General features: G+C 34.6%; 25 protein-coding genes and 1 riboswitch. Of the genes, 12 read left to right on the top strand and 13 right to left on the bottom strand.

Annotation, left to right across the window (positions count from 1 at the left end; genetic code table 11):
- Positions 1-10: 10 nt before the first annotated feature.
- The 5 genes from BM371_RS00785 to namA all read right to left on the bottom strand — a co-directional run bounded on the left by BM371_RS00785 (position 11) and on the right by namA (position 4464).
- Positions 11-1945 (bottom strand): type VI secretion system Vgr family protein, encoded by a 1935-nt coding sequence (locus BM371_RS00785; protein ID WP_034674690.1) that lies wholly within the window; start codon positions 1943-1945, stop codon positions 11-13.
- A gap of 175 nt (positions 1946-2120) precedes the next feature.
- Positions 2121-2525 (bottom strand): type VI secretion system tube protein TssD, encoded by a 405-nt coding sequence (gene tssD, locus BM371_RS00780; protein ID WP_034674687.1) that lies wholly within the window; start codon positions 2523-2525, stop codon positions 2121-2123.
- 215 nt (positions 2526-2740) lie between these two features.
- Positions 2741-3073, bottom strand: a complete 333-nt coding sequence (locus BM371_RS00775; protein ID WP_034674684.1) for a CCC motif membrane protein — start codon at positions 3071-3073, stop codon at positions 2741-2743.
- Positions 3074-3096: 23 nt separating this feature from the next.
- Positions 3097-3384, bottom strand: a complete 288-nt coding sequence (locus tag BM371_RS00770) for a DUF2752 domain-containing protein (RefSeq protein ID WP_034674681.1) — start codon at positions 3382-3384, stop codon at positions 3097-3099.
- 27 nt (positions 3385-3411) lie between these two features.
- A complete protein-coding gene (gene namA / locus BM371_RS00765) occupies positions 3412-4464 on the bottom strand; it encodes an NADPH dehydrogenase NamA (protein ID WP_034674679.1) in 1053 nt (350 codons plus the stop codon).
- Positions 4465-4571: 107 nt separating this feature from the next.
- On the opposite strand from namA, the gene BM371_RS00760 reads away from it, so the two are divergent.
- From BM371_RS00760 to BM371_RS00750, 3 genes are all read left to right on the top strand, one after another.
- On the top strand, positions 4572-5054 hold the full coding sequence (locus tag BM371_RS00760; protein WP_034677170.1) for a cytidine deaminase: 483 nt from the start codon (positions 4572-4574) through the stop codon (positions 5052-5054).
- A gap of 371 nt (positions 5055-5425) precedes the next feature.
- Positions 5426-5602: riboswitch (cobalamin riboswitch) on the top strand.
- A 36-nt stretch (positions 5603-5638) separates the two neighbouring features.
- Positions 5639-7474, top strand: coding sequence for a TonB-dependent receptor plug domain-containing protein (locus tag BM371_RS00755; protein ID WP_034674674.1), 1836 nt, complete (start codon positions 5639-5641; stop codon positions 7472-7474).
- 12 nt (positions 7475-7486) lie between these two features.
- Positions 7487-8533, top strand: a complete 1047-nt coding sequence (locus BM371_RS00750; protein ID WP_034674672.1) for a YncE family protein — start codon at positions 7487-7489, stop codon at positions 8531-8533.
- 71 nt (positions 8534-8604) lie between these two features.
- Here the strand turns inward: BM371_RS00750 and BM371_RS00745 are convergent, their stop codons facing one another.
- The 7 genes from BM371_RS00745 to gldB form a co-directional block, all read right to left on the bottom strand.
- Positions 8605-10026, bottom strand: coding sequence for a CCA tRNA nucleotidyltransferase (locus BM371_RS00745; protein WP_034674670.1), 1422 nt, complete (start codon positions 10024-10026; stop codon positions 8605-8607).
- Between the two features lie 158 nt (positions 10027-10184).
- Entirely contained in the window at positions 10185-10733 is a 549-nt protein-coding gene (locus tag BM371_RS00740) for an L-threonylcarbamoyladenylate synthase (RefSeq protein ID WP_034674668.1), read from the bottom strand.
- A gap of 287 nt (positions 10734-11020) precedes the next feature.
- Positions 11021-11524, bottom strand: coding sequence for a DinB family protein (locus BM371_RS00730; RefSeq protein WP_034674664.1), 504 nt, complete (start codon positions 11522-11524; stop codon positions 11021-11023).
- Between the two features lie 61 nt (positions 11525-11585).
- Positions 11586-12038 carry a GNAT family N-acetyltransferase gene (locus BM371_RS00725; protein ID WP_034674662.1) on the bottom strand — a complete coding sequence of 151 codons (453 nt, stop codon included), beginning with the start codon at positions 12036-12038 and terminating at the stop codon, positions 11586-11588.
- 56 nt (positions 12039-12094) lie between these two features.
- The gene (locus tag BM371_RS00720) at positions 12095-13309 is read right to left on the bottom strand and encodes a cystathionine gamma-synthase (RefSeq protein WP_228376760.1); all 1215 of its coding nucleotides are present in this window, start codon (positions 13307-13309) and stop codon (positions 12095-12097) included.
- 13 nt (positions 13310-13322) lie between these two features.
- On the bottom strand, positions 13323-13649 hold the full coding sequence (gldC, locus tag BM371_RS00715; protein ID WP_034674660.1) for a gliding motility protein GldC: 327 nt from the start codon (positions 13647-13649) through the stop codon (positions 13323-13325).
- 84 nt (positions 13650-13733) lie between these two features.
- Positions 13734-14720, bottom strand: a complete 987-nt coding sequence (gldB, locus tag BM371_RS00710; RefSeq protein ID WP_051882666.1) for a gliding motility lipoprotein GldB — start codon at positions 14718-14720, stop codon at positions 13734-13736.
- A gap of 119 nt (positions 14721-14839) precedes the next feature.
- Between gldB and BM371_RS00705 the strand changes: the two genes are divergently transcribed.
- The 4 genes from BM371_RS00705 to BM371_RS00690 all read left to right on the top strand — a co-directional run bounded on the left by BM371_RS00705 (position 14840) and on the right by BM371_RS00690 (position 17141).
- Positions 14840-15373, top strand: coding sequence for a GNAT family N-acetyltransferase (locus BM371_RS00705; RefSeq protein ID WP_034674658.1), 534 nt, complete (start codon positions 14840-14842; stop codon positions 15371-15373).
- Between the two features lie 9 nt (positions 15374-15382).
- Positions 15383-16174, top strand: a complete 792-nt coding sequence (gene nadE / locus BM371_RS00700; RefSeq protein WP_034674656.1) for an NAD(+) synthase — start codon at positions 15383-15385, stop codon at positions 16172-16174.
- Between the two features lie 108 nt (positions 16175-16282).
- Positions 16283-16765: a ribonuclease domain-containing protein gene (locus BM371_RS00695; protein WP_034674654.1), complete on the top strand. Its 483-nt coding sequence runs from the start codon at positions 16283-16285 to the stop codon at positions 16763-16765.
- A gap of 70 nt (positions 16766-16835) precedes the next feature.
- On the top strand, positions 16836-17141 hold the full coding sequence (locus tag BM371_RS00690) for a barstar family protein (RefSeq protein ID WP_034674652.1): 306 nt from the start codon (positions 16836-16838) through the stop codon (positions 17139-17141).
- Between the two features lie 103 nt (positions 17142-17244).
- Here the strand turns inward: BM371_RS00690 and pafA are convergent, their stop codons facing one another.
- Positions 17245-18891 (bottom strand): alkaline phosphatase PafA, encoded by a 1647-nt coding sequence (gene pafA, locus BM371_RS00685; protein ID WP_034674650.1) that lies wholly within the window; start codon positions 18889-18891, stop codon positions 17245-17247.
- A 115-nt stretch (positions 18892-19006) separates the two neighbouring features.
- On the opposite strand from pafA, the gene BM371_RS00680 reads away from it, so the two are divergent.
- The 5 genes from BM371_RS00680 (at position 19007) to BM371_RS00660 (ending at position 23900) form a co-directional block, all read left to right on the top strand.
- Positions 19007-19762, top strand: coding sequence for a hypothetical protein (locus tag BM371_RS00680; RefSeq protein WP_131430909.1), 756 nt, complete (start codon positions 19007-19009; stop codon positions 19760-19762).
- 12 nt (positions 19763-19774) lie between these two features.
- Positions 19775-20314, top strand: coding sequence for a GNAT family N-acetyltransferase (locus BM371_RS00675; RefSeq protein WP_034674646.1), 540 nt, complete (start codon positions 19775-19777; stop codon positions 20312-20314).
- A 75-nt stretch (positions 20315-20389) separates the two neighbouring features.
- Complete coding sequence (locus tag BM371_RS00670) at positions 20390-22102, top strand: S41 family peptidase (RefSeq protein WP_034674644.1); 1713 nt, start codon at positions 20390-20392, stop codon at positions 22100-22102.
- 296 nt (positions 22103-22398) lie between these two features.
- Positions 22399-23004, top strand: coding sequence for a TetR/AcrR family transcriptional regulator (locus BM371_RS00665; RefSeq protein WP_228423566.1), 606 nt, complete (start codon positions 22399-22401; stop codon positions 23002-23004).
- 158 nt (positions 23005-23162) lie between these two features.
- On the top strand, positions 23163-23900 hold the full coding sequence (locus tag BM371_RS00660; protein WP_034674640.1) for an SDR family oxidoreductase: 738 nt from the start codon (positions 23163-23165) through the stop codon (positions 23898-23900).
- The last annotated feature ends 400 nt before the right edge of the window (positions 23901-24300 follow it).

The raw sequence follows: 24300 nt of genomic DNA, 5'->3' as shown, positions 1-24300 counted from the left end.
AAGTTTCAAATTAAAAATTCTGACCTTTTTCTCCGCTTTTATTTTCAATATTACTTTGAGCGTTTTTTACAATCTTACCGTTGCTTGATGTCTCTATACCGCCTTCACTATTTACAATAGTTTTGCCTTTGGTAGTTTCACTATGCACATCCCCTTCAATCATTTCAGTTAGCTTCCCTGTAATAAACATACTCGTATCTCCCATTACGGAAGTCATTTTCATTGCGCCGACACTTTGGGTATTGTTCATACCAATTGTATCAGATTTATTTATACCCACTGATGTCGTCATATTCTCTCCCACATTAATAAACATATTCTTACAGTTCAGCGTCATCGTCTCCGGTGCTGTGATATTGATATTACTTCCTGTCGTATCAAGATGAATTTCATTTCCGGATTTATCCGTAATGATAATGCTTTCGTCTTCAGTGAAAACCACTTTATGACCACTTCTGGTCATAATAGATTTTACTCTGTTGTCTGCAAATCCTCCCAATGCCGTTCCCCCATGAAACATCCCTCCCATCACAAAAGGTCGGTCCGGATGATTGTGTACAAAATTCACCATCACCTGATCGCCAACTTCCGGAATTGCTACATAACCTCTGTTCTGAGTGATCTGATCCGTCCCTCCCGCATCGGGACTCATCATTCGGATGAAATGAGTGGTGTCATTTGTTTGCCAGTCGAATCTTACCTGAACTCTTCCCTGTCCTTCAGGATCGGTGTTGGAAATAACCGTCGCAATTTGGGGTTGAGCAATTGGAACCGTGAATTCCGGTTTTGGTAAAAATCCTGTATCGGAGGCGATACCCTCAAAACTTCCGCTGTAATGACCGATGGTATCAATTTCATGAGTGGTTTCTGTCACCATGATTCTCGTGAAATATGAAGTTTCATTCGTATCAACTTTTCGCATCTCAACATCAACAAGACATCCCGGATGTAAAAACGGAACCGTTGTAGAGCCCGAAAGATTAAAAACATTCACCGCTTCACTTCCCGCCGTACTTCTTTGCGAATATTCTACATCAAGATGTGTAGTCGCTTTTATGGGAGCCACTCTTAATGACGGAGTTTTGTAAATCTTATCATTATGATCGTAAGCCGTTTTTGCCAGATCTCCAACATGCTGAATCGGGGTTGCTCCCGATTTCAGAACTTCATTTCTATTGCTGTTATAACCGTAATATTGCGGTTTTATATGAACCGCTTTCAATTCTACTTTAATATCGTTTGCACTGCTTCCATAAACCAGCTTAATTGGTGTATTTTGTGGCGGAAGTTTACCGAAATGCAAAACTTCGCCGTCATAATAAAACTGTTCACCATAAGCTTCTGCCATTCTTGCCAGATAATTATAATGCGTTTCGTCGTACTGACTGCTGTAAATGATCTGAGAATAATCATTCGTATCAATTCTTATATCAAAACGACTTTTGTCTAAACCCTGTTTAATCACTTCTTCGGCTATAATTCCCATGTTCACCGCCTGATTTCCACCAAAACTCTGAATATGCGGTGCGCCGTCCAGCAAAATAGTCGGACTGAAACCTGTCAACACAATATTCCCAAGACTCATTCTTTCCTGGCTGAAACCAACTCCCGTAATCACTCCGACGAAAGTTCGTTCAGGACTGTTTTCAACATCTTTATAAGAAATAACGGCCGTTAATCTTTTGCCTAAAAACTTGTTCGCTTCTTCCAAAGTATGGTTTTGACGGTCGCCTAAAGTATCGTGAGCCAAAGTCAGCGTAAATTCGTGATGTTTTCTCGCACTTTGCGTAAGTTTGAAATGCTTGTAATATTTAATCACTTTACCTTCGATGACCAAAGATAATTTTACAAGACGGTTGATACCGGTATGATGATTTTCTGAGATTCCTGCTGCATTCTGCGATGGTCGGAATGTGGAACCTCCGTTTTTTGCTGAGGTATTCATATTGTTGTGATTATTGGGTGGCTTAAAGTTATTAAATTTTATCCAGTCAGGAAGTTATTCCTTTTAAAATTGTTTTATGCTTTAAATAATGTTTTTCTTCATATTGAAGGCAAAAAGACCGTCTTTTTCAGACAGTCTCATGAATCTCTTATAAACCTTTATGATGCTAAAGATTTTAGCTTGATGGCCAAAGCCCTTCGTAAGCTCCACCTCCGTAGTTGATTTTTTCTGCACTCACTACAAAGCTGATCAGCATTGAGTTTTCGTCTACCGCATCGAAATCTACTTCGTGCTGGATTACGTAACCGTTTTCCCAGTTCAGAGTAATCAGTGTTCCTTCTTCGTGAGATTTGTTGAAGGTAACTTCACCTGTTGTAGGCTTGTATTTTCCGTTTAGTAGTGATTCTAGGATGTCAGATTTCTCTGTTGCCTCAACCGTTAATTTAATGATTGCATTGGAAGGATCTGATGCTACACGTCCCGAAACATCCGTAGATCTTGAAACGCTGTAGTTCAGCTTTAATAATTTCTGTCCTTCGCCGCCGTTGAATTTTAAAATTCCTCTTGAGTTTGCTGCCATGATACGTAAATTTTAATTCGTTAATATTTTGTTTGATTTAATAACTCAAAGATAAAACACCTTCAATCATATTTTTCATTTTAATTACAAAATTTGAAAATTTGTAGTAATTCTACGATTTATTGTCGTAATTCTACGATCCAAATACTTATATTTATTCACGCACAAAAAAAAGACCGCATTTCTGCGATCTTTAATTATAGTAAATTTAAATTTTACTGTCCCATCAATTCTCTCATACGCTCCTGCATCAGTTGTTGGTCTGAAAGTGTATCCCAACCGAAAACGGCAATCAATACAACATTCAGAATAAGATAAAGAACACTGATCACCAAACCGATGATACAAAGAATTCTACCTGTATTCAGGTTGTTGTAATCTGAGTATAATGTAGGATTGCTTTGGTATAGCTGGTTGTCTTTCTTATAAAGTACAAGCCCGATAATCCCTGCAATTACTCCTAAAATACCGTAACAACAGCATCCGACGATTGAAACAATTCCTAAAACAAGTACCGCCGTAGCATTAGGTAACTTTTGTTGATTCATAATTTATTTTTTTAATGTTTAGTTTATATTGCGAAAAAATGTTTATAAAAATAAGAAAAAACCATAATCAGTGAATTAATTATTGCTAAAAAAATCATAATCTGACCATAATTTCTTTTTTTATCGATAAAATTGAGTCCTACAAAGCAAAAAAACAGCAATAATGTGTACACCGCCGGGAACATATGAAAAGCCTCAGCGAATTTCCCTTCAAATACCAGAACGATAGCTCTCTGGGTTCCGCAGCCGAAACATTCTATTCCCAAAAACTTTTTACTGGGACAAGGAAGCATGAAATCTTCTATCTGCATTGTTGCTTTTTTTAAATCAGCCTAAAATTAAGAAGAAATTTTCGCTCTCAGGTACTGATGTGGAAAAAAACATTCCTCGTTCATCTCAAATGATCCCTGTACCGCCAGATAAGGATTTCTTAAAATTTCTCTTGCTACAAATATCAGATCAGCTTCACCATTCTGTAAAATTTCTTCTGCCTGATTATTACTTTTTATTAAACCGACAGCTCCTGTTTTCACGTTCGCCTGATTTTTTACTGCAGATGAGAAAGGAACCTGATAACCATCAAAAACAGAAATCTTTGCTCCGTGAATATTTCCGCCACTGGAAACATCCACTAAATCAACTTGATGATTTTTCAAAATTTTTGCAAGTTCTACACTTTCATTAATATCCCAACCGTTTTCGGCATATTCCGTTCCGGAAATTCTTACAAATAAAGCAACATTCTCGTTCAGTTCTTCATTTACCGCATCTACGATTTCAATTAAAAATTTAATTCTATTCTCAAAACTTCCACCATATTCGTCTGTTCTTACATTGGAAAGTGGTGACAAAAACTGATGCACGAGATAACCATGAGCTGCATGAATTTCAATCACATCAAAACCCGCTTTTACCGCTCTTCTTGCAGCATTCTTAAAATTCTGAACCTGTTCTCTAATTTCTTCTACCGTCAGTTCATGTGGAATTCTTTCGGAAGGATGATAAGGAATAGGGCTCGGCGCTAAAGTTTCCCAGCCTTCTTCCAAGGATATTTGTTTATTTTCCCAGGTAGAACCTTTTCTTCCCGCATGAGCCAATTGAATTCCTATTCTGCTTTCCGAATTCTGGTGAACAAATTCAACAATTTTCTGCAGTTTTTCTGCCTGTTCGTCATTCCAGATTCCCATGCAGTGATTGGTAATTCTTCCTTTGGGCTCTACTCCCGTTGCTTCTACGATGAGAAGCCCTGTTCCTCCTTGAGCACGGCTTCCGTAATGAACAAAGTGAAAATCATTAGCTAAACCATTTTCGCAGGAGTACATACACATCGGTGACATTACCCAACGGTTTTTCAGCTCTACATTTCTGAATTTTATTGGTGAATATAACATTGAGTTTATTTTTTTAAAGTTTAAAATTACAATTTACTATCGTAACAAAGATATTGCCAGCTTCACCAAAATAGTTTACTTTTATGCCCCTTTTTTACGCAGAAAAAATGAAAAAAGATATAAAGATCAATTACGAACATTTCAAAGGCAGGAATGAACTTAACGAAGTTGAAAACAGCCTTTTTGAAAAAGCAATTCTGGCAAGAGAAAATGCTTATGCGCCTTATTCTAGTTTTTTTGTAGGATGTGCTGTTCTTTTAGAAAATGGTGAAATTTTCACAGGAAACAATCAGGAAAACGCCGCTTTTCCTTCCGGACTTTGTGCTGAAAGAACTGCTTTATTCTGGATCGGCGCCAATTTTCCTCACGAAAAAATAAAAAAGATTTTTGTGGTAGGCGGACCTAAAGAATTTTCAGAGAAAAATCCTCCGATTCCGCCTTGTGGAGCTTGTCGCCAAAGCATTATTGAATACGAAACAAAGCAGAATGAAAATATTGAATTGTATTTCTCCAATTTAAATGATGAAGTAATTAAAGTGAGCTCGATTAAAGATTTGCTTCCGTTTTATTTTGATGGGACGTTTTTGTAGAAGTTTCCCACAGATTTCTCGATTACAACAGATGATTGAAAATATTTTCATATTATTTTGCTTTAAAAAAATTTAATTTAAATATAGAATTTTAGATTTTATTTTTAAATTTAATAAGAACCTATTTAAGTTTTAGAAAAACGCAAAGACGCAAGATTCGATAAAAGTTCTCTGTTTTTAAGGCGCAAAGAGAAAATCAAAGATTTTCTTTTATAATGCTGATGATTAATTTTATCGAAGATAAATCCTTGCGCCTTAAAAACATATTATAATTAAACAACTTTTGCGCCTTTGCGAAAAATCAATCATAAAATTCCTAATTATTAATTTTTAAACAGGCTCTAAAATTTAATCTTTCTTTTCAAAAAAACTATATTTGCAAAAATTTTGGTTTCCAGGAGATTGGAACGAAGAGGGAATTGGGTGGAAATCCCAAACTGTCCCCGCAACTGTAAATCGCATATAAAATTCCTACAAAAAACCACTGCCAAAGCGGGAAGGTGTAGAAAAGCGAAAGTCAGGAGACCTGCCAGAATTTTAATTATTAATAAAATGATTGCTTTCGGAGGAAAGGCAAATAGGTTATGATTTTAAAAAAAACGTTCATTTTAGTTTCTGTTTCTTCCTGTTTTGCCTTGTATTTTGGTCAGGAAAAAACCATCGATACGGTATATGTTTTCGACAATCAGATGAAAAAAGTAAAACTTTTTCATTCGCTGAATACTTTGTCTCCTGCAGATATACAAAAAAACTCATCTAATCTTTCTGAGGTTCTGCGTTTTCAGTCGTCGGTTTATATTAAAGAAAATGGTCGTGGAGCAGTTTCTTCGCCATCTTTCAGAGGAACAACAGCGCAACACACTGCTTTTGTGTGGAACGGAATCAACATTAATTCTCAGTTTTTAGGACAGGGCGACATCAACAACATTGCACTTTTCGGATATGATCAGGTAGAAATAAAAGCCGGAGGCGGAAGTGTGATTTATGGAAGCGGAGCGATTGGAGGAAGCATTCATTTGAATAATGATCTGAGCTTTAATCAAGGTTTTAAAGGATTATTCAATTCTGAAGTTGCTTCGTTCGGAACTTATAATAATTTTCTGAAAGCTTCTTACAGCAACGATAGATTCAGTTTTAAAGCTTCCGGAAATTATTCGATCAGTGAAAATGATTATGAAGTTCCTGAAAAAAAATATATCAACCGAAACGGTAAGTTTTACAACACGACATTCAATATAGGTGCAGCTTATAAAATTGCAAAAAACCAGACAATTTCCTGGCAAAGTCAGTTTTATGATGCAACACAGAACTACAGAATTCTTGAAGAGAATGGAAATAGGACAAGCTATGAAGCACAGACTTTCAGAAGTCTTGTTTCGTGGGACATCGACAAATCTAAATTTTCAAACAGTTTAAAAGCAGCTTATACGGAAGATAACTTCCAGTATTTCGGAGTTTATAATGCGCCTTTTACGAGTGGGGGAATTAATAAGAATTACATTTTTAAAAATGATTTCAACTATTTTATAATCCCTAAACTGAATATCAATGTCATTGGAGAATTCCAGCAAAATCAGGCAGAAGGCTTAGGAACTTCAGAATTGAGAAATGCCAGTAGAAATGTGGGTTCGGCTGCAGGTTTATTAAGATATTTCGCAACATCAAACCTTCGTTTTGAGGCTGGAATCAAGCAAAATTTCGTAGAAGACATCAGTTCGCCTCTTCTCTACTCTTTTTCAGGAAAATGGAAGGCCAATAATTGGTATCAGGTTAATTTAAATCTATCAAAAAACTTCAGATTCCCGTCATTTAATGATTTGTACTGGGAACCGGGAGGAAATTTAGATTTAAAACCAGAAACTTCGGCTCAGGCAGATTTGAATCAGGAATTTAGCGTTCTTGGATTTAAACTAAGCCTTACTCCATATTATATTAAAATTGATAATATGATTCGTTGGCTTCCGACAGCAATGGGTTATTGGGCAGCTTTTAACACCGAAAAAGTAGAGTCTTATGGTTTGGAGTCTCAGCTTAGTTATGAAAAATCTTTCAATCAAAATCATTCTGTAAAGCTTATTGCAGGATATGTTTATACAAAATCCGTAGATTTGGAAACTCAAAAACAGCTGATGTATGTGCCATTGCATAAATTCTCTTCGAATATAGATTATCAGTACAAATTTTTGAGAGTTTTTGCACAGGGAATGTTTAACGGATTGACTTACACCACGTCTGATGAGAGCAGAAAATATGCAATTTATCCTTATTTTATAATGAATGCGGGATTATCTGCTACGGTTTTAAAAAAATATACTTTAGGTTTTAAAGTGAACAATATTACAGATACGGTTTATGAAACGGTAGAATATTATCCGCTTCCGAAAAGAAATTACAGTATCAATGCAACAATAAATTTTTAACATTATCATATTATGAAATTAAACAGACTATTACAGATTATTTTCGGATTCGTCCTTTTATTTTCGGTTTCTTGTACGTCAGATTACGAAGAAATCATTCCGGAAATAACGTATAACAACGGACTATTTATTACCAATGAAGGTAAATTTCAAACACCAAATGCAGATGTTACTTTTGTTACAAAAGATTTGAGTCTGATGCAAAATGAAATCTATAAAGTAAAAAATAACGAAAATTTAGGAGACGTTCTTCAGACAATGGTTATCAATGGAGATAAAGCTTATCTTCTATTGAACAACTCAAATAAAATTACAATTGTAGACCGAGTAACGTTCAAAAAAACGGGAGAAATTACAGCGCAGATTAACAATCCTCGTTATATGGCTGTAGCAAACGGAAATCTTTATATTTCTAACGACCAGTACGGAGGTGCTAAATATGTAGGTGTCTATAAATTATCTGATAATTCTTTCGTAAAGAAAATTGATTTTGCATCAACAAGCACTGTAGAAAATGTTGTGGAAGCCGGTGGAGCAATCTTTGTACAAAATGCTTCTTACGGATTTGGTAACACTATTACTAAAATCAATACAACAAGCAACACAATTGACGGAACGCCTATTACAGTTCCGAACGGAGATATCAGCAAAACAATCTCTTCTAACGGAAGTGTTTATACAATTGCAGGAACTGCTACAGATTCTTACATCTATCAAATTTCACCTGCAGGAACTATTACAAAAACGACTACGCTTACAGGTATCGCAAAGGGTAGAAATATACAAGTTGACGGCGGAAGATATTATTTCAGCTCTTTAAACAAAATCTACTCAATGGATATGAACTCCACTACTGTTCCTAGTCCTCTTTTCACTACGGCTGAAACCGATCCCAACTTTGCGGTTTACGGATTTAGCGTTATTGAAGGAAGGATTTTTGTATCTGATGTGAAGAAGTTTACTGCACCAAGCGAAATCACAGTTTATACAACCGCAGGAACAGTAATCAGCAAGTTTACAGCCGGGATAGGAGCGACTTCGGTTTATAAAAATTATTAATCTCAGAATTTTTTATCCAAAATAAAAATGCGGCTTCAAAAGAAACCGCATTTTTTGTTATGTATTTTGTTTTAAACTAAAGTCAAACCTAATTTTTCTGCTTCCGCGATCACAAATTTTTTAGCTTCTTCACTGTCATTTCCAATCTCACCTTCAAGAATAGCTTCTTTTACTTTTTCCTTTAAAATTCCTATTTCTCTGCCCGGTTTTAAATTAAACATCTGCATAATTTCTTCCCCTGAAATCGGCGGCTGAAAATTTCTTACCTGGTCTTTTTCTTCAACTTCTTTTATTTTCACCGCAACATATTCGAAATTCTTCTTGAATTTCTCCTGTTTCCTTGAGTTTTTGGTGGTAATATCGGCTTTACAAAGAGTGAACAGGTCTTCCATATCTTCTCCGGCATCAAAAAGCAGTCTTCTCAATGCAGAATCCGAAGCATCATCGGTAATCAGAGCAATTGGGCGGGAAGAAAGCTTCACCATTTTCTGAACATACTTCATATCCGACCCCAATGGCAATTTCAACCTTTGAAACAATGTCTTTACCATTTTTGAACCTAAAAACTCATGTCCATGGAAAGTCCAGCCTGTTCCTTCCACGAATTTTTTTGTCGGAGCTTTTCCGATGTCGTGAAGCAATGCAGACCAGCGAAGCCAAAGGTTATCAGTATTTTCAGAAATATTATCCACCACTTCCAAAGTATGGTAAAAATTATCTTTATGCGTTTGTCCTTCTACTTCTTCTACACCTTTCAGATCGATTAATTCAGGAATAATTAATTTCATCAATCCTGTCTGTTCCATTAATTTCAAACCTATTGAGGGTTTTTGAGAAAGCATGATTTTATTAAATTCAACCATAATTCTTTCCATTGAAACAATCTTGATTCTTTCGGATTCCTGTTTAATCGCCTCCAGTGAATTGTCTTCAATCTTAAAATTTAAAGTCGATGCAAAACGTACCGCTCTCATCATTCTCAACGGATCGTCGGAATAGGTTTGTGCCGGTTCTAAAGGTGTTCTCAAAATTCCTTTTTCCAGATCATCAATTCCGTTGAAAGGATCGATTAATTCTCCGAAATTATCTTTATTTAAAGAAATCGCCATCGCATTGACTGTGAAATCTCTTCTTTTTTGGTCATCTTCAATCGTTCCTCCTTCCACTTCCGGTTTGCGGCTGTCTTCTGTGTAACTTTCTTTTCTAGCACCCACAAATTCCAGCTCAAGATCTTTGTATCTGATCATGGCTGTTCCGTATGTTTTAAAAACCGAAACCTTCATTTTGGGATCGATTTCTTTTCCTACGTTTTGTGCAAGTTCGATTCCGCTTTGTTCAGTCACAAAATCAATATCTGTAGAAGCTTTTCTTTTCATCAACAAATCCCGAACATAACCGCCCACAATGTACACAGACTGATTATTTCCGGCTGCTACTTCAGAAATTATTTTGAAAAGTTTTAGATTTTTATTTTGATTTAAATTAATGAACATTTCTTTTTAATTATTAGATGTTGGATGTCAGATGCATGATGTAAATTCAAGCATAACTAACGTAAAACCATTAAGAAATCAGATTTTTTAAGTTTAAAATTAAATTTCCGACTTCTTAATGGTTGAATAGTTTGCAAAGATAATTAAAATCTTTTCTTTTATTCTCGAAGAACTTTTATTCTGTTATCACTCCAAATTTTAATGACTGAAGAACCAGAATATTTTGAAACCACTTCCCTGTTTTCTTCCACTGCATAATCCACTAAATCAATTATTTCCTGAGAAATATCTGAAAATTTCAAGGGACTTTTTTCGCCACTGAAATTAGCGGAAGTTGAAACCAAAGGCTTATTCAATTTGGTAATTAATTTTTTACAAAAATCATTTTTCACCAGACGAATTCCTATACTTCCGTCCTCTGCCAATAATTCTTTCGGTAAGCCTCTCGGGTTTTCATAAACAATCGTTACCGGTTTTTCGCTTAAATCGATTATTTCCCAAGCCATTTCCGGAACGTCAACCAAATCCTGTAATCGTTTCTCATTTTCCACCAAAATAATCATGGATTTGTTTTTTTCGCGTTTCTTAATCTCGAAAATTTTGTTGATGGCGTCTATATTTGTTGCGTCACAACCTATTCCCCAGATGGTGTCGGTTGGGTAAAGTATTGTTCCGCCGGATTTTAATATTTGTATTATGTTTTCCATATTTTAATTTTTATAACTTTTAATAATATTCGTGCTCTTCAATCTATAATAAGAAAGACTTAAAATCAAAGCAATTAAATAATCCCAAATAAAATTCTCTTTCCATCCATAATTAAAATTGGGATGCTCAACAAAAAAAAGTTCATAATATGTAAAAGGGAAACCTAAATCCAAATTTGGTGCATCATTCTTATAAATAGATTGAGCAAGATCATCAAAAATTGAGAAGAACGACAATGTCGAAAAAATAAGAATTGACAACACAAATATTTTTAAGATCTTAGTCATTACAAATTCGGCAAATATCTTTCTTCAATCACATTCAAATGATGAATATTGTGACCAACAATTAATTTTCCAATCGTTTCGGGCGAGATTTGATTTCCGTTGGCTATTCCAATATTTTTTAAAGCTGAAGAATTTGCTGTTTCCAATAAAATTTGAGAAGATTTTCTAATTGATTGAAATTCCTCTAATAAAGATTCTAAACTTCTTTCATTGGCAAAAGAGTTTTTTGCGTAATTTTCTTCATCAAAACCCGGCAAATTCCTGTCTTCTCCTCTTGCAATCGCCAAAATTCTGTATTGAAAAATCCTTTCGGTATCAGACAAATGCAAAAGCAATTCTTTCAAAGTCCATTTTGCTTCCGCATAAGCAAAAAGAGACTGTTCTTCAGTAAGATTAGAATAAATCTGAACCGTTTTTTCTTCAGATTTTTTCAGCTCTTCCAACCATTTTTCTGATGGAATTAAATCTAAATATCTTTGGATGTATTTTTGAAAATCAGTCATGTTTTTAGTTATAAGTTATAAATTATAATTGTGAGAAAATTCACAATTGACGATTGACATTTCACTGAATTTTATTCGTCCACTCATAGAAATTTACTTCATCATAAATTTCGAATCCACAACTAGGATACAGCTTATTTCCAATGTCATTGGATTTCCCGGTTTCAAGAAGAACTCCACAAGCATCGGTAGATTTTGCCAATTCTTTAGCTTCTTCAATTAATTCTTTTGAAAAACCTTTTCCGCGAAAATTATCATTCACAAATAAATCATTCAGCAACCAGTAACGCTTCATTCTTGTTGAAGAAAATAACGGATATAACTGAACGAAACCAACTAATTCATCATCCTTTTCAGCCACAAAAATTTCAGAATCTTTGTTTTCTATTCTCTCTTTCAAAAATTGTTCAGCTGCAGGAATATCGGAATCTTTATGGTAAAAAATTCTGTATTGGTCAAATAATTCAGATAATTGATTTAAATCTTCAATTGTTACTTTTCTTGTATTTTTCATTAAGGCTAAATTAAAAAATAAACATCCGCTATAAAAACGGATGCTTAAATTTATTATTAGGAAAAAGCTTTTTCCAAATCTGCTATTAAATCTTCTGCATCCTCGATTCCAACACTTAGACGAACAAGGTCATCTGTAATTCCTAATTCTGCACGCTTCTCAGCAGGAATTGAAGCGTGAGTCATCAAAGCAGGATGATTGGCCAAAGACTCTACTCCACCCAAAGATTCCGCTAAAGTAAATACTCTTACTTTCTCTAAAAACTTAATTGCATCCTCTTTTTTACCTGATTTAAACGTGAAAGAAACCATTCCTCCAAAATCTTTCATCTGAGATTTTGCCAGTTCATATTGCGGGTGAGATTCCAATCCAGGGTAAATTACCTGAGCAACCGCAGGATGAGATTCAAGATATTTTGCCACGGCCATTCCGTTTTCTGAATGTCTCTGAACTCTTAAAGCCAAAGTTTTAATACCTCTCAACACCAGATAAGAATCATGAGGTCCTAAAATTCCACCGCTTGCAAACTGAATGAAGTGAAGTTTTTCTCCTAACTCAGCATCTTTTGCCACCAAAGCTCCCGCAATAACATCGGAGTGACCTCCCAAATATTTCGTAGCAGAATGCATAACAATATCCGCTCCCAAATCGATTGGTCTTTGAAGATATGGTGTTGCAAATGTATTGTCTACTGCCACCAAAATATCTTTTCCTTTTGCAATTTCTACGACTGCCTTAATATCCACCAATTTCATCAATGGATTCGTTGGCGTTTCCACCCAGATTAATTTTGTTTTATCTGTAATGACATCGGCAATTTTAGAAGCATCATCAAAATTCACGAACGTAAATTTCAACTGATATTTTTCAAAAAGTCTGGTAAACATTCTGTATGTTCCACCATATAAATCGTCCACTGCAACAACCTCATCACCTGGATTTAATAGTTTTAAAACACAGTCGATCGCAGCCAGACCAGAACCGAAAGCTAAGCCTCTTGCTCCGTTTTCGATGCTTGCCAAAGAGTCTTCTAAAGCCTGTCTTGTAGGGTTTGCAGCTCTTGAATATTCGTAACCGGAATGTACTCCCGGAGATTTTTGTGCGAATGTAGATGTTAAAAAAACCGGAACGTTTACAGAACCTGTCGCAGATTCGTGATGCTGTCCGCCGTGTATCACTTTTGTATTGAAATTCATTGTTTTATATTTTTGGTTCGAAGCTGGGTTATGGATGCTGGATGTCTTGGTAAACTTCCAACATCTGACTTCCATCATCCAGCATTTTTTACATTTTTATTGCAGATTTAATGGCAAATTCTTCCGCCATCTGCTCGATCCATTCGGCAACATCTTCTTCGCCGGTTGCACGTTGATAGGTATTTCCCATAGAAACGAAAATCTGATGCATAAACATTTTCATCTGATCTACCGGCATATCTTTTGTCCAAAGATCGATTCTTAAAGCTTCTGCTGCTTTTTCGTCCCACACTGAGATCATTACTGCTTTTGTTTCTTCTTTTTCTACTCCTCCATCCTGAGCATTCCAGGTCATTACTTCCGGGATATGATTTTCATCCAGCTCAACATCTATCGTTATCTGAGTCTTTCTCATTTTTCTATTTTCTATTTTTTTTTATTCTCAATATTTAATAGCTTCGGCTAACTTCCAGCTTCCATCATCAAACATCCAGCTTTATTATTCTTCTAATTTCGGTTTGTATCCTGCTTTATTAAAAATTTCTGTGGCGTCCATTTTAAGGAAATCTGTCAGTTTGGTTTCAGGGTTTTTCTTAAAATATTCTTTGCAGATCTGCCATCCGGTAAAAACTCCAACCATCGGTGAAGATTCATTATCAATTTCAGTATAAAACTTTGAAAATGGTCCCGGATTGATGAAACGGTCTACCAAACGGTGATCGTCTCCAAAAATCAAGTTATTTTCAACGAAATAATTATAAATATTGGCTTCGTTTGCAACCGCCCAATCGTATTGCTTTTTATCGTAATCCATTTTCAGGTAATCCGGAGTTTCCGGTAGAAAAGCATCCTGCAACAGCATCATTTTTCCGTTGTATACCAAGAGATCAATAAATTTCTGATGATCTGTAGAAAAGGGAACAATCTGCTCAGCAAATAGCTTAGAAACTTTAGGAACAATATTGTTCGGGTTCATCGATTTTTGAAAATAATTTTCCAATCCTTTGTAATTTGGATTATTGTTTCCCATAAATCCGCTTATATCGATAAAAAGGAATTTGGTTTTATCGTCATACAAAAATGGTTCCTGAACCATTTGTAATGAAGATGAAAACAAATATACTTTTGGAGTTTTAAAATTGGGAAAGTAATATTTAATATGGGTAAACAGATCTTCGAGTTCTTTTTTAAGTTTCCTCTGGTCAATTTTTGAAATTGCTTCTTTATAAATTTTCACTTCATCCGGATTCACTCTGTTTTTTGCGAAATCTTCATCAGAAACCGTCCCCTGAAACCACGGAAATTTAGCCTTAAACTGCTCTAACGGAACATTTACATCATAAAACTCTTTCGAAATATCGGTAAGCTCTACTTTTTCGGCCGGATTTTTTATTTCTACTTTCCAATCTGTTTCCTTTTCTTTTTTACAAGAATTTAAACTTAAAACTAAAAAGCATGAAAGTGCTGCAATTCTAAAAATCTTCATTATTTTTACATGAAATTTAAGTGTACAAAAATAAGGATATAAATATAAACTTATACTGAAAAAGGATTTTTTTGTAGCTATGAAAGTTATATTAAAATCTTTAAAAACACAAACCACACATGAATATCTATATTGAAACCGAAAGACTGATTCTAAGGAAGTTTGTGGAAGAGGACTATGAACGTCTTTTTCTGCTTGATTCTGATCCTGAAGTAATGAAATATATCGGAATAGCACCACTTACAAAAACTGAAGAGTCGAAAGAAGTGGTGAAAATGATCATGCAGCAATATGAAGATAATGGTTTTGGAAGACTTGCTGCTATCGAAAAAGAAAGCGGACTTCTTGTTGGCTGGAGCGGTTTAAAACTGCACATTGCAGAAATCAACGGACATCAGAATTTTTATGATCTCGGTTATCGATTTCTTCCGGAAACATGGGGAAAAGGTTATGCTTTTGAATCAGGAAAAGCTTCCCTTGAGTTTGGCTTTAATGATTTGAACGCAGATGCAATTTATGCCAATGCGCATTCAGAAAATATCGCTTCAAATAAAACTCTCACTAAACTCGGCTTCGAAAATAAGGGTGAATTTACAGAGCCCGATGGAATTTGTTTTTGGTATGAGCTAAAAAAAGAAAATTTTAAACATTAAAAATATACAATGCAGACACAACAAATAATAGATCATATTGTAAGCTGGCTAAAAGATTATGCTCAAAAAGCAGGAGTAAAAGGGTACGTCATTGGAGTTTCGGGTGGTGTTGATTCCGGTGTGGTATCGACGCTTTGTGCTATGACAGGTTTGAAAACTTTAGTTCTCGAAATGCCGATCAGACAACAAAAAGATCAGATCTCAAGAGCACAGGAACAAATTGATTTTCTAAAAAATAATTTTTCAAATGTTGACGGATTCTCTGTAGATCTTAATGCGCCATTCGAGGCTTTACATGATATTTTTGATGTGAGAGATGATGAGTTCCCGAATGAAAAACTTGCTTTTGCCAATACAAGATCACGCCTCAGAATGCTGACTTTATATTATTACGGGCAAATCAACGGTCTTCTGGTTTGCGGAACGGGAAATAAAGTAGAAGATTTCGGAATCGGTTTCTATACAAAATATGGCGACGGCGGAGTCGACATTTCTCCGATCGCAGATCTTTATAAAACTGAGGTTTACGAGATCGCAAGAGTTTTGGATCTCCCTGAAAGTATTAAAAACGCAATTCCGACAGACGGACTTTGGGATGTAGACAGAACAGACGAACAACAAATCGGTGCTACATATCCTGAACTCGAGAAAATCCAGAAAGAATACGGAACAAAAACCGCAGAAGATTATGAAGGTCGTGACAAGGAAGTCTTCTTAATTTTCGACAGAATGCATAAAGCGGCTCAACATAAGATTAACCCTATTCCTGTTTGTGATATTCCGGAGGAATGGAGAGATTGAAAGTGAATCTTTCTTCTCAGGTGAATTGTCAATTGTGAATTTTTGCAATTTGTTTAAGCTAAAATTGACAATTTACTAACGAAGTTAAATTAACTATTGACGTACAATATGAATTCTAAAACCCGTTCGCTTTCCTTCGCCTGCCTCGGACTTATTCTTGGAATGTCTGTGATGTATATGTATAATCATTTTATTGATGATAAAAAAACTCCGGAACAAGCTGAGACTATTTCCAAAACATCTGAAAAACAATATGATCAAAAATCAATCGATCAGCTGACCAATGAAAAGACAGTCATTAATTACGTAAAACAAAATTATCAGCTCCCTGATTATTATATTACAAAAAATGAAGCCAAAAAACTGGGTTGGAGTCCTTCTCAGGGAAATCTTTGTGAAGTTCTGCCCGGAAAAGCCATCGGTGGAGATTATTTCGGAAACCGTGAAGGAAAACTTCCGAAAGGAGAAAAGTATTTTGAAGCCGATGTGAATTACAATTGCGGAAATAGAAATGCTGACAGAATTGTTTTTACTAAAAATGGGGATGTTTATTTAACGAAAAATCATTATAAAAGTTTTGAAAAACAATAAAATCGTTGCGAAGAGTTGCTCTTTAACAATCATAAGAAAACTCCTACATTTGCACCATTAAAAGTAAACTATGAATACAACATATATCGACTTTACAGAAATCGGCGATTACGAAGATTTTTACACTCAGCTTAAAGAAAAAGCAAAGCTTCCTGAATATTTCGGAGATAATCTTGATGCACTTTCTGATGTCATTACAGGCGAACTTGAAATGCCTTTGCATTTAGAATTTGTGAATATGAGTGTTGATCAGCTTGAGCTTTTTGAGGACTTACTGACTATGCTTGAAGATATTGAAGATGAAAATGAAGAGTTCACCTTTGCTTATTATCTTGAGCAATATGAAGACGAAGAAGACGATCAAAATGAAGATTAATATAAAGTTTAAATGATTTTCGGCGAGGCTTCGCCTCGCCGAAAATCACAAAAAGACTCGGGCGCAGCTTTGCTGCGCCCGAGTCTTTTACATATAATAAATTTTATCTTCCTAAAACTTCAGTAATCGGATTTCCTACATTTCCGCTTGGAAACTGAATATGCAGCAAAGCAGAAACTGTCGGTGCAATATCGGTCATGTGATAGGCTTTATTACTTTCACCATGTTTAATACCCCATCCCATAAAAATCAATGGAATGTGTGCGTCATAAGAATTCCAGACGCTGTGTGTTGTTCCGGTTTTAGAATATGGTGGAAGCATCGAATCATGAGAAATCAACTGAATATCGCCACTTCTCTGTCTGTTGATCCCGTTAATAATTCTTTGTTTAATAGGCTCCGGAATACTCGCTTCCTGAACTGCTGTGGTAGAAACCGCATACAAATCTGAAGGGTCATTTTCCAATTCCTGAACTGCGAACTTTTTAATGCTTTCCAAATCAAGATTATTATCCGCAATTAATTTTCTGTCGAAATAAATTTGGTAATTGTCGACACCGTTGATCAATTTATCAACGCCAAACTTTGTTTTAAGCTTTTCATTAAGATTCTTTTCCATTCCTTCTCCAAAGAAACCTGTTGTAATCTTATGCTCCTGAAGAAATCCGACTGAATGCGCTCCACCATGATCTGCAGATACAAAAACGGTGTACTGGTTCTTCCCTACTTTTTTATCAAGATATGCGAAAAATTGTGCAAGATCTTGATCAAGTCTCAGATAAACATCTTCTACTTCAATTGAATTGGGTCCGAATTTATGTCCCGCATAATCTGTTGAAGCTAAATTGATGGCCAAAATATCAGTTACGTTATCCGCTCCCAGTTTTTCTCCTTCCACAGAAGCTTCAGCCAATTTCAGGGTTAAAGTATTTCCGAAAGGGGTGTATCGGATGTTATCTTTTTTAGTTTTATAATCTGCCGCAAGATTAGAATAAGGGAAAGTCGGTATTTTTGAACTTCCTAAAAGTCCCTCCCAAGATGAATTATCTGGTGTACTTTCGGTATATTGATTGATGGGTAATAAAGTATTCCAACCGTTTGCGACCAACTGATCGGGAAGATTTTGTGCGTTAAAATCTTTTACCCATTGTGGAAGATCATTCATATACCATGTACTTGTAATGAAATCTCCTGTAGAATCATCGAACCAAAAAGCTCCGTTTGGCGTGTGACCGGCAGGAAGAATTGAAGCTCTGTCTTTTAAAGACACCCCAATAACTTTACCCTGAAAATTGGTTGCTAATTTCAGCTCATCGGTAATTGTTGTCGACCAAAGATTTTTTGGAGAATGGCTTCCTACTTTCACATTGCTTGTTCCGACCGGTTTTACGCTTTCGTCAGTTGTACAGTAAACATTTTTACCGGTTTCTTTATCGGTCCAGTCATTTCCTGCAATCCCGTGAATGGCAGGAACCGAACCTGTATAAATCGAAGTATGTCCCAAAGCCGTAACGGTAGGAACATACGGAATATGCACATTATTTAAAGAATATCCTTTATTTAAAAGTCTTTTGAAACCATCGTTGCCATATTTACTGTAATAGCGATACAAATAATCCCACCTCATCTGATCAATGACCAAACCTACAACAAGTTTTGGTCTTTCGACCTGTGAATTCTTATTTTTCTGAGCATTGATTGTAATCACAGACAGAAACGTTGCTGCCGCAATTGAAATTTTCCTAAGCATTGAATAACTTTTTTGTGACCACAAATTTAAGGGTTTTAAAGGTTGGGTGTGTGAAATTTTGATTAAATTTGAAAGTCATTATAGTTCTTATACTACTTACAGTCAATTTAATTTAATGAAACTTTTAACCATAAAAAAACGAGAGAACGGAAGTTATTTCATCGATGGAAATCCAACTTTTGTAGCAAATTTATTCATCTTTTTTATCATTTTTATTCCGTTTTTTTTATCAAGTAAAAATTTTTGGTTTAGTCTTATTCTCTCTCTCCTTTTTACCATTTTTGTATCAATCCTAATTTGGATAAGTGATTCTATAGGGAAAAAAGTCCATTCTAAAATCTTTGAAAGAAAAATTTTTACAGAATTAAGACAAAGAGGGTTTCAAAAAGAAAGTATTGATAAATATGAGGGCTTAATTAAAACAATTGAAGGCAGAACTGTACGGGTTTTTTACAATTGGAATAAATTTGCTGAAGGATTTCTGAGTTTTGGCGATATTGAAATTAATGTTTTCTATAAACCACAGCTTTTTGAAAACGATATTAATAAAATAGATGCAGATAAATTAAAGAAATTAAATAAAAAGTATGATCCTTTTTATACCTCAAAAATTAAAAGATATGCATTTGCAATTGATCGCTTAAAAGTTTTCATCAGTTATTATCCTTGGACATCAAGCCAAAAAATTGAAAAAGAGATTAATAAAGCTTTAAATATTCTAAAAGAAAACAGTTTAGAGTCATTCGATATACACAAGATTTCATCCGAATATATTGATCTTCAAAAAGACGGTTGCTTTTATCCAAACATGGAATATATCTGGGAAAACTTCGAAAAAGAAGAAGCTTTACCAACCATTAAAATTGAATAATCCTAATACTTTATGGAAATCAAAAAACTAGAAAAAATAAATGAAAATACAACTATCGACTGGGGCTTAAACGGTTATGAAACCGACAAAGTCATTGCAATTTCAACAATAGAAATCGGGAATACTTTTGAATTTAATCTAAGAGAAAAAAATCAACTTTATAAAAAAATCTGGGAAACAACTTCTGAAGATATTGATGATTTGAATGAAATTATTGAACAGGGAAATTCCTTCGGAGCTTTTGAAAATGGTGAATTAATCGGTTGGGCAATCTGTGATTTCAGGGAATGGAATAACAGTCTTTTTATTGAAAATATTTTAATTGATGAAAAGTTTCGCGGACAAAATATCGGAAAATTATTCATCAAAAATATCAACCGAAAAGCAAGAGAACTACAATGCAGATTGGTTGAACTCGAAACTCAAAACACCAATTATCCGGCTATCAAATTCTTTCAAAATGTAGGTTTTTCGATCACAGGAATTAATACAAAACTCTATAAAGATTCCATAGAAACGGCTTTATACATGAGTTTTGAAGTCTTGATTTAAAATATAAACTCATTGATTGATAATTAATATTTTTAATTGACTGATATATATTATCTTTAAAAATTACTAATTATCATGAAAAAAACAATCACGTTTATATTTATTATCTTTCTTCATCAAATAATTTTCGCTCAGAAAAATCAATATTACGATTTCATCAAAACTTGGAATTTTATTAAATATTATCACCCCGATGTAGCCAGCGGAAAAGTAAACGCCGATAGCTTGTTTTTAGTTACAGTTAAAAACATCAATTCAAAAGATAATTTTAATTCTGTTATTAATAAATTATCTCAAAATTTAAATAAAAATTTAACGAATCCTGCTCCAACAGATACGTCAAAAGACATTTTAGCTAAAAATCAAAACTTCAACTGGTTCCGGAAAAACGGAAAAATTTCTTCTGAAAATAAAAATCTGCTGAATACGATCTACAATCACCGTTTCAATTTCGAATTATTAAAAGAAAAATTGGTGAGTGATGAAAAAAAATATTCTTTCCCAAAAACAGAAAATTTACCCCCAGAATACCGTTTACTGACTTTAGCGAAAATTCAGGGAATTGTTGATTATCTTTTTCCTCACAAATACATTATGGATAAAGGTTTTGATGACTATTTTAAAAACTGTTTGGAGGAAAATTCAAAAATCAATTCAAGAAAAGATTTTGAAGTGATATTGGCAAAATTGGTTTCAAAATTTAAGGACAGTCATGCTTTCAGTTTTTATACTCAGCTTAATTTCAGAGGTGATATTTTTAACGGATTGTATTATGCACCTTTTGATTATCAAATTGTTGATGATCATTTATTGATTACGGATATTATTTTCCCTGAGATTTGCTCTAAAGCAAAACTTAATATTGGCGACCAAATAACAGAAATTGACGGAAAAAGTATCAAACAGATTATTGATGAAAAATCTAAATTACTTTCGGTTTCTAATCGGAATAAACTCATTTATGAACTTTCAAAATATCAGGGAAACCTGATTTGGCCGAATAATAACAAACAGAAAAAACTGACTGTAAAATCTCAGCAGAACAAAAAATTCATCACAAGCATAGACTTTGCAGATCCAAAAGATAAATCACAAAATACGGCAATTGCAGAATACGTCGGCAAAAAAATAATGGCCAAAAGAAATCATAATCTTGTTGATAAAAATGTTGCTTATTTCAATATTAACAGGACTTTACAGTTTATAGACAACGTAGATGATGATAAGATAGATGATGTGATGGAAAAAATTTTAGGAGATGCAGCACAGAAAAAAGCAATCGTTTTCGACATGAGAGAATATCCTGATTGGGGTGGTTTTGTATTTCATTATGTTTACAAATACTTCTCCCCTGTTGAAAATTATTTTCACAAATATTACGCTCCGAATTTAAAAAACATAGGCACATTCTATCATTTGGATAAACCAATACAAAATTTTCCTGAAATTAAAGAAAAAACAACGCATACTTACTCCGGAAAAGTTTTCATTCTGGTAAATCCAGAAACCCGAAGTGCAAGCGAATGGTATTCTATGAGTTTACAGAAAATCTTTCCACAATCTTTTACAATTGGTCAACAAACTTCAGGCGGAGATGGAGATGTGGTGAAAGTTAATCTACCGGGAGATTACATTTTAGAATTTACAGGAAACGGAATTTTTTATCCTGATAATTCCCAAACCCAACAAACCGGAATCCGAATTAATGAAATCGTACATTATAAAGATCAGGATTTTCTCGACAAGCGCGATCTTGAATTTGAAAGGGTTTTGAACTCCATTAAATAATTTTTTGTTGGAAAAACGCAAAGACGCAAGTTTTTTATGATAGTAACGTTTTTAAGACGCAAGAAAATCAAAGATTTTCATCAAAGGTATTTACCATGAGAATATTAATTTTGCACTATTAAATTTTATCTTCGATAAAATCCTTGCGCCTTAGAACAGCATTCTTAAAAAAACTTTGCGCCTTTGCGAAAAACCAACAAATTACGCTCCAACCTCACAATCAAAAACTTCATCGACAAAATCAATAAAACATATTTAAAATTTTATTTTGTACTAATTGGTACAATTATATACCTTTGTCTCATCAAAATAAAGAAATGGCGGGAAGACCCAAAATATTCAACGAGCAGGAAGCGATTCAAAAAGCGACCGAAGTATTTAGAAATAAAGGCTACGACACGGCTTCTGCAGATGAATTACTCAATGCCATGGGAATCGGAAAAGGTAGTTTTTATCTGGCTTTCAAAGGAGGAAAACAAGAATTGTACGTTCGTTCTATCAAGCAGTTTGCTGAAGGTTTTAATCAAAAAATCGGGCATGCGATTGAAAAATCGGACAATCAGATTGAATTTATCAGACAGTTTTTTTTAATGCTTTCCGATGCTGATAATTGCGATATCGAAAGAGGCTGTTATCTTGGAAATGCATTGGTTCAGCTTTCTGAAAAAGATGAAGATATAAAAAAAATCACGGCTGAATTATTAAAAGGTTTGCAGAAAATTTTCGCAAAAGCCATCAGAAATGCCCAACAAAACGGACAATTGAAAACGCTGGAAGATGCTGAAATTCTGGCTTGGCATTTAACCAATTTATGGAACGGGATCCATGTCACAAGACGTATGGAAAACTCTTCGAAAATCCTCAGATCAATGATTGAAATGAATTTGGGATTGCTGGAATGATATGGCTGAAAGTGGGATGATGGAACCTTGAAGTTCGTTAGCGCGAAGTATGGGGCTCCAATTATCAAGCTTCATCACCAAAAAAAATTTTACACAATTTTGTACCAAATAGTACAATTTATAATTTTAAAATATAACTTAAACAACAACAAATTATTATGACTATTACAAACAACACCATCTTAATTACTGGCGGAGGATCAGGAATCGGATTAGAAATTGCAAAAGCATTAAGCCCTGCGAATAAAATTATCATCGTTGGAAGAAACAAAGAAAAATTAGAAGCTGCAGCGAAAGATTTAGATAATGTCTTCACGATTCAAGCGGATATTACGAATGAAGCGGATATCGACAGATTGGTAGAAGAAGTAAAAGTGAATTTCGGAGGACTGAATATTCTGATCAACAATGCCGGAAGTGCTTATATCTACAACGTTGCAAATGACGGAGACGCATACAGCAAAGCCGTTTCAGAATTTACAACCAATTATTTTGCACCGATCAGACTTTCAGAAAAATTCCTTCCATTATTGAAACAACAAACTGAAGCAGCCATCGTGAACGTTTCGTCTATCGTAGGATTCGTTCCCGGTTCGCACCTTCCGACGTATTCGGATTCTAAGGCCGCGCTACATTCTCACACAAGACTGTTGAGATACGAACTGGCAAAAGACACCAACGTAAAAGTTTTTGAATTGATGCCACCTTTGGTAAACACCGATTTTTCCGTAGAAATCGGAGGCAGAGAAAACGGTATTCCGGCTTCAGATGTTGCCAATGATTTGGTGAAAGCTCTTCAGGAAGATATTTATGAAATTCGCGTAGGAAATACCGGTCTGTTGTACGACAATTTCTTTGCCGCTACAGAAGGTGCTTTCGCTACTTTCAACAACTAAAAATACCGTCGTTCCTGATCGGAATTGATTCCATATATTTTATCTCTCGCGAGTCTTTCGTGGGAGATTTTTTATACTTAAATTATCATATCTGCTGTGCATTTTGAAACAAAAATAACTAATTGATAATCAATTTATTTCTTGTATTTCTTATGTAAACGAATGGCTTTGTTTAACTTAAAAAAGCAAATGTTTTTATAAAAGCTTCGTTTAGCATTACAATAATTACCACGCAAGGACAACCAAAGAACAACAATAATATTTAAATAAAAGATAAATGAAGCCATTTCACTTATTTTCGAAAAACAAAAAACAAATGCACAACGAGTATTATTAGTTCTGAAAAAGCGATCACCAATAGAAGTGTTTTCAAGCATAAAAGTTATGATGAAAATATGAC

The sequence above is a fragment of the Chryseobacterium formosense genome, from assembly GCF_900116415.1.
Taxonomy (GTDB): domain Bacteria; phylum Bacteroidota; class Bacteroidia; order Flavobacteriales; family Weeksellaceae; genus Chryseobacterium; species Chryseobacterium formosense.
This window is presented reverse-complemented; position numbering and strand designations above follow the sequence as displayed.

Bases quoted from the DNA above. Each gene is read 5' to 3' on its own strand.
- BM371_RS00750 (WP_034674672.1), top strand. From the start codon at position 7,487: ATGAAATTAAACAGACTATTACAGATTATTTTCGGATTCGTCCTTTTA.
- BM371_RS00675 (WP_034674646.1), top strand. From the start codon at position 19,775: ATGGAAATCAAAAAACTAGAAAAAATAAATGAAAATACAACTATCGAC.
- BM371_RS00760 (WP_034677170.1), top strand. From the start codon at position 4,572: ATGAAAAAAGATATAAAGATCAATTACGAACATTTCAAAGGCAGGAAT.
- pafA (WP_034674650.1), bottom strand. From the start codon at position 18,891: ATGCTTAGGAAAATTTCAATTGCGGCAGCAACGTTTCTGTCTGTGATT.
- BM371_RS00670 (WP_034674644.1), top strand. From the start codon at position 20,390: ATGAAAAAAACAATCACGTTTATATTTATTATCTTTCTTCATCAAATA.
- BM371_RS00740 (WP_034674668.1), bottom strand. From the start codon at position 10,733: ATGGAAAACATAATACAAATATTAAAATCCGGCGGAACAATACTTTAC.
- BM371_RS00720 (WP_228376760.1), bottom strand. From the start codon at position 13,309: ATGGAAGTCAGATGTTGGAAGTTTACCAAGACATCCAGCATCCATAAC.
- BM371_RS00695 (WP_034674654.1), top strand. From the start codon at position 16,283: ATGAATTCTAAAACCCGTTCGCTTTCCTTCGCCTGCCTCGGACTTATT.
- BM371_RS00785 (WP_034674690.1), bottom strand. From the start codon at position 1,945: ATGAATACCTCAGCAAAAAACGGAGGTTCCACATTCCGACCATCGCAG.
- gldB (WP_051882666.1), bottom strand. From the start codon at position 14,720: ATGAAGATTTTTAGAATTGCAGCACTTTCATGCTTTTTAGTTTTAAGT.
- BM371_RS00705 (WP_034674658.1), top strand. From the start codon at position 14,840: ATGAATATCTATATTGAAACCGAAAGACTGATTCTAAGGAAGTTTGTG.
- BM371_RS00745 (WP_034674670.1), bottom strand. From the start codon at position 10,026: ATGTTCATTAATTTAAATCAAAATAAAAATCTAAAACTTTTCAAAATA.
- BM371_RS00680 (WP_131430909.1), top strand. From the start codon at position 19,007: ATGAAACTTTTAACCATAAAAAAACGAGAGAACGGAAGTTATTTCATC.
- nadE (WP_034674656.1), top strand. From the start codon at position 15,383: ATGCAGACACAACAAATAATAGATCATATTGTAAGCTGGCTAAAAGAT.
- gldC (WP_034674660.1), bottom strand. From the start codon at position 13,649: ATGAGAAAGACTCAGATAACGATAGATGTTGAGCTGGATGAAAATCAT.
- BM371_RS00770 (WP_034674681.1), bottom strand. From the start codon at position 3,384: ATGCAGATAGAAGATTTCATGCTTCCTTGTCCCAGTAAAAAGTTTTTG.
- BM371_RS00660 (WP_034674640.1), top strand. From the start codon at position 23,163: ATGACTATTACAAACAACACCATCTTAATTACTGGCGGAGGATCAGGA.
- namA (WP_034674679.1), bottom strand. From the start codon at position 4,464: ATGTTATATTCACCAATAAAATTCAGAAATGTAGAGCTGAAAAACCGT.
- BM371_RS00755 (WP_034674674.1), top strand. From the start codon at position 5,639: ATGATTTTAAAAAAAACGTTCATTTTAGTTTCTGTTTCTTCCTGTTTT.
- BM371_RS00690 (WP_034674652.1), top strand. From the start codon at position 16,836: ATGAATACAACATATATCGACTTTACAGAAATCGGCGATTACGAAGAT.
- BM371_RS00730 (WP_034674664.1), bottom strand. From the start codon at position 11,524: ATGACTGATTTTCAAAAATACATCCAAAGATATTTAGATTTAATTCCA.
- BM371_RS00725 (WP_034674662.1), bottom strand. From the start codon at position 12,038: ATGAAAAATACAAGAAAAGTAACAATTGAAGATTTAAATCAATTATCT.
- BM371_RS00775 (WP_034674684.1), bottom strand. From the start codon at position 3,073: ATGAATCAACAAAAGTTACCTAATGCTACGGCGGTACTTGTTTTAGGA.
- tssD (WP_034674687.1), bottom strand. From the start codon at position 2,525: ATGGCAGCAAACTCAAGAGGAATTTTAAAATTCAACGGCGGCGAAGGA.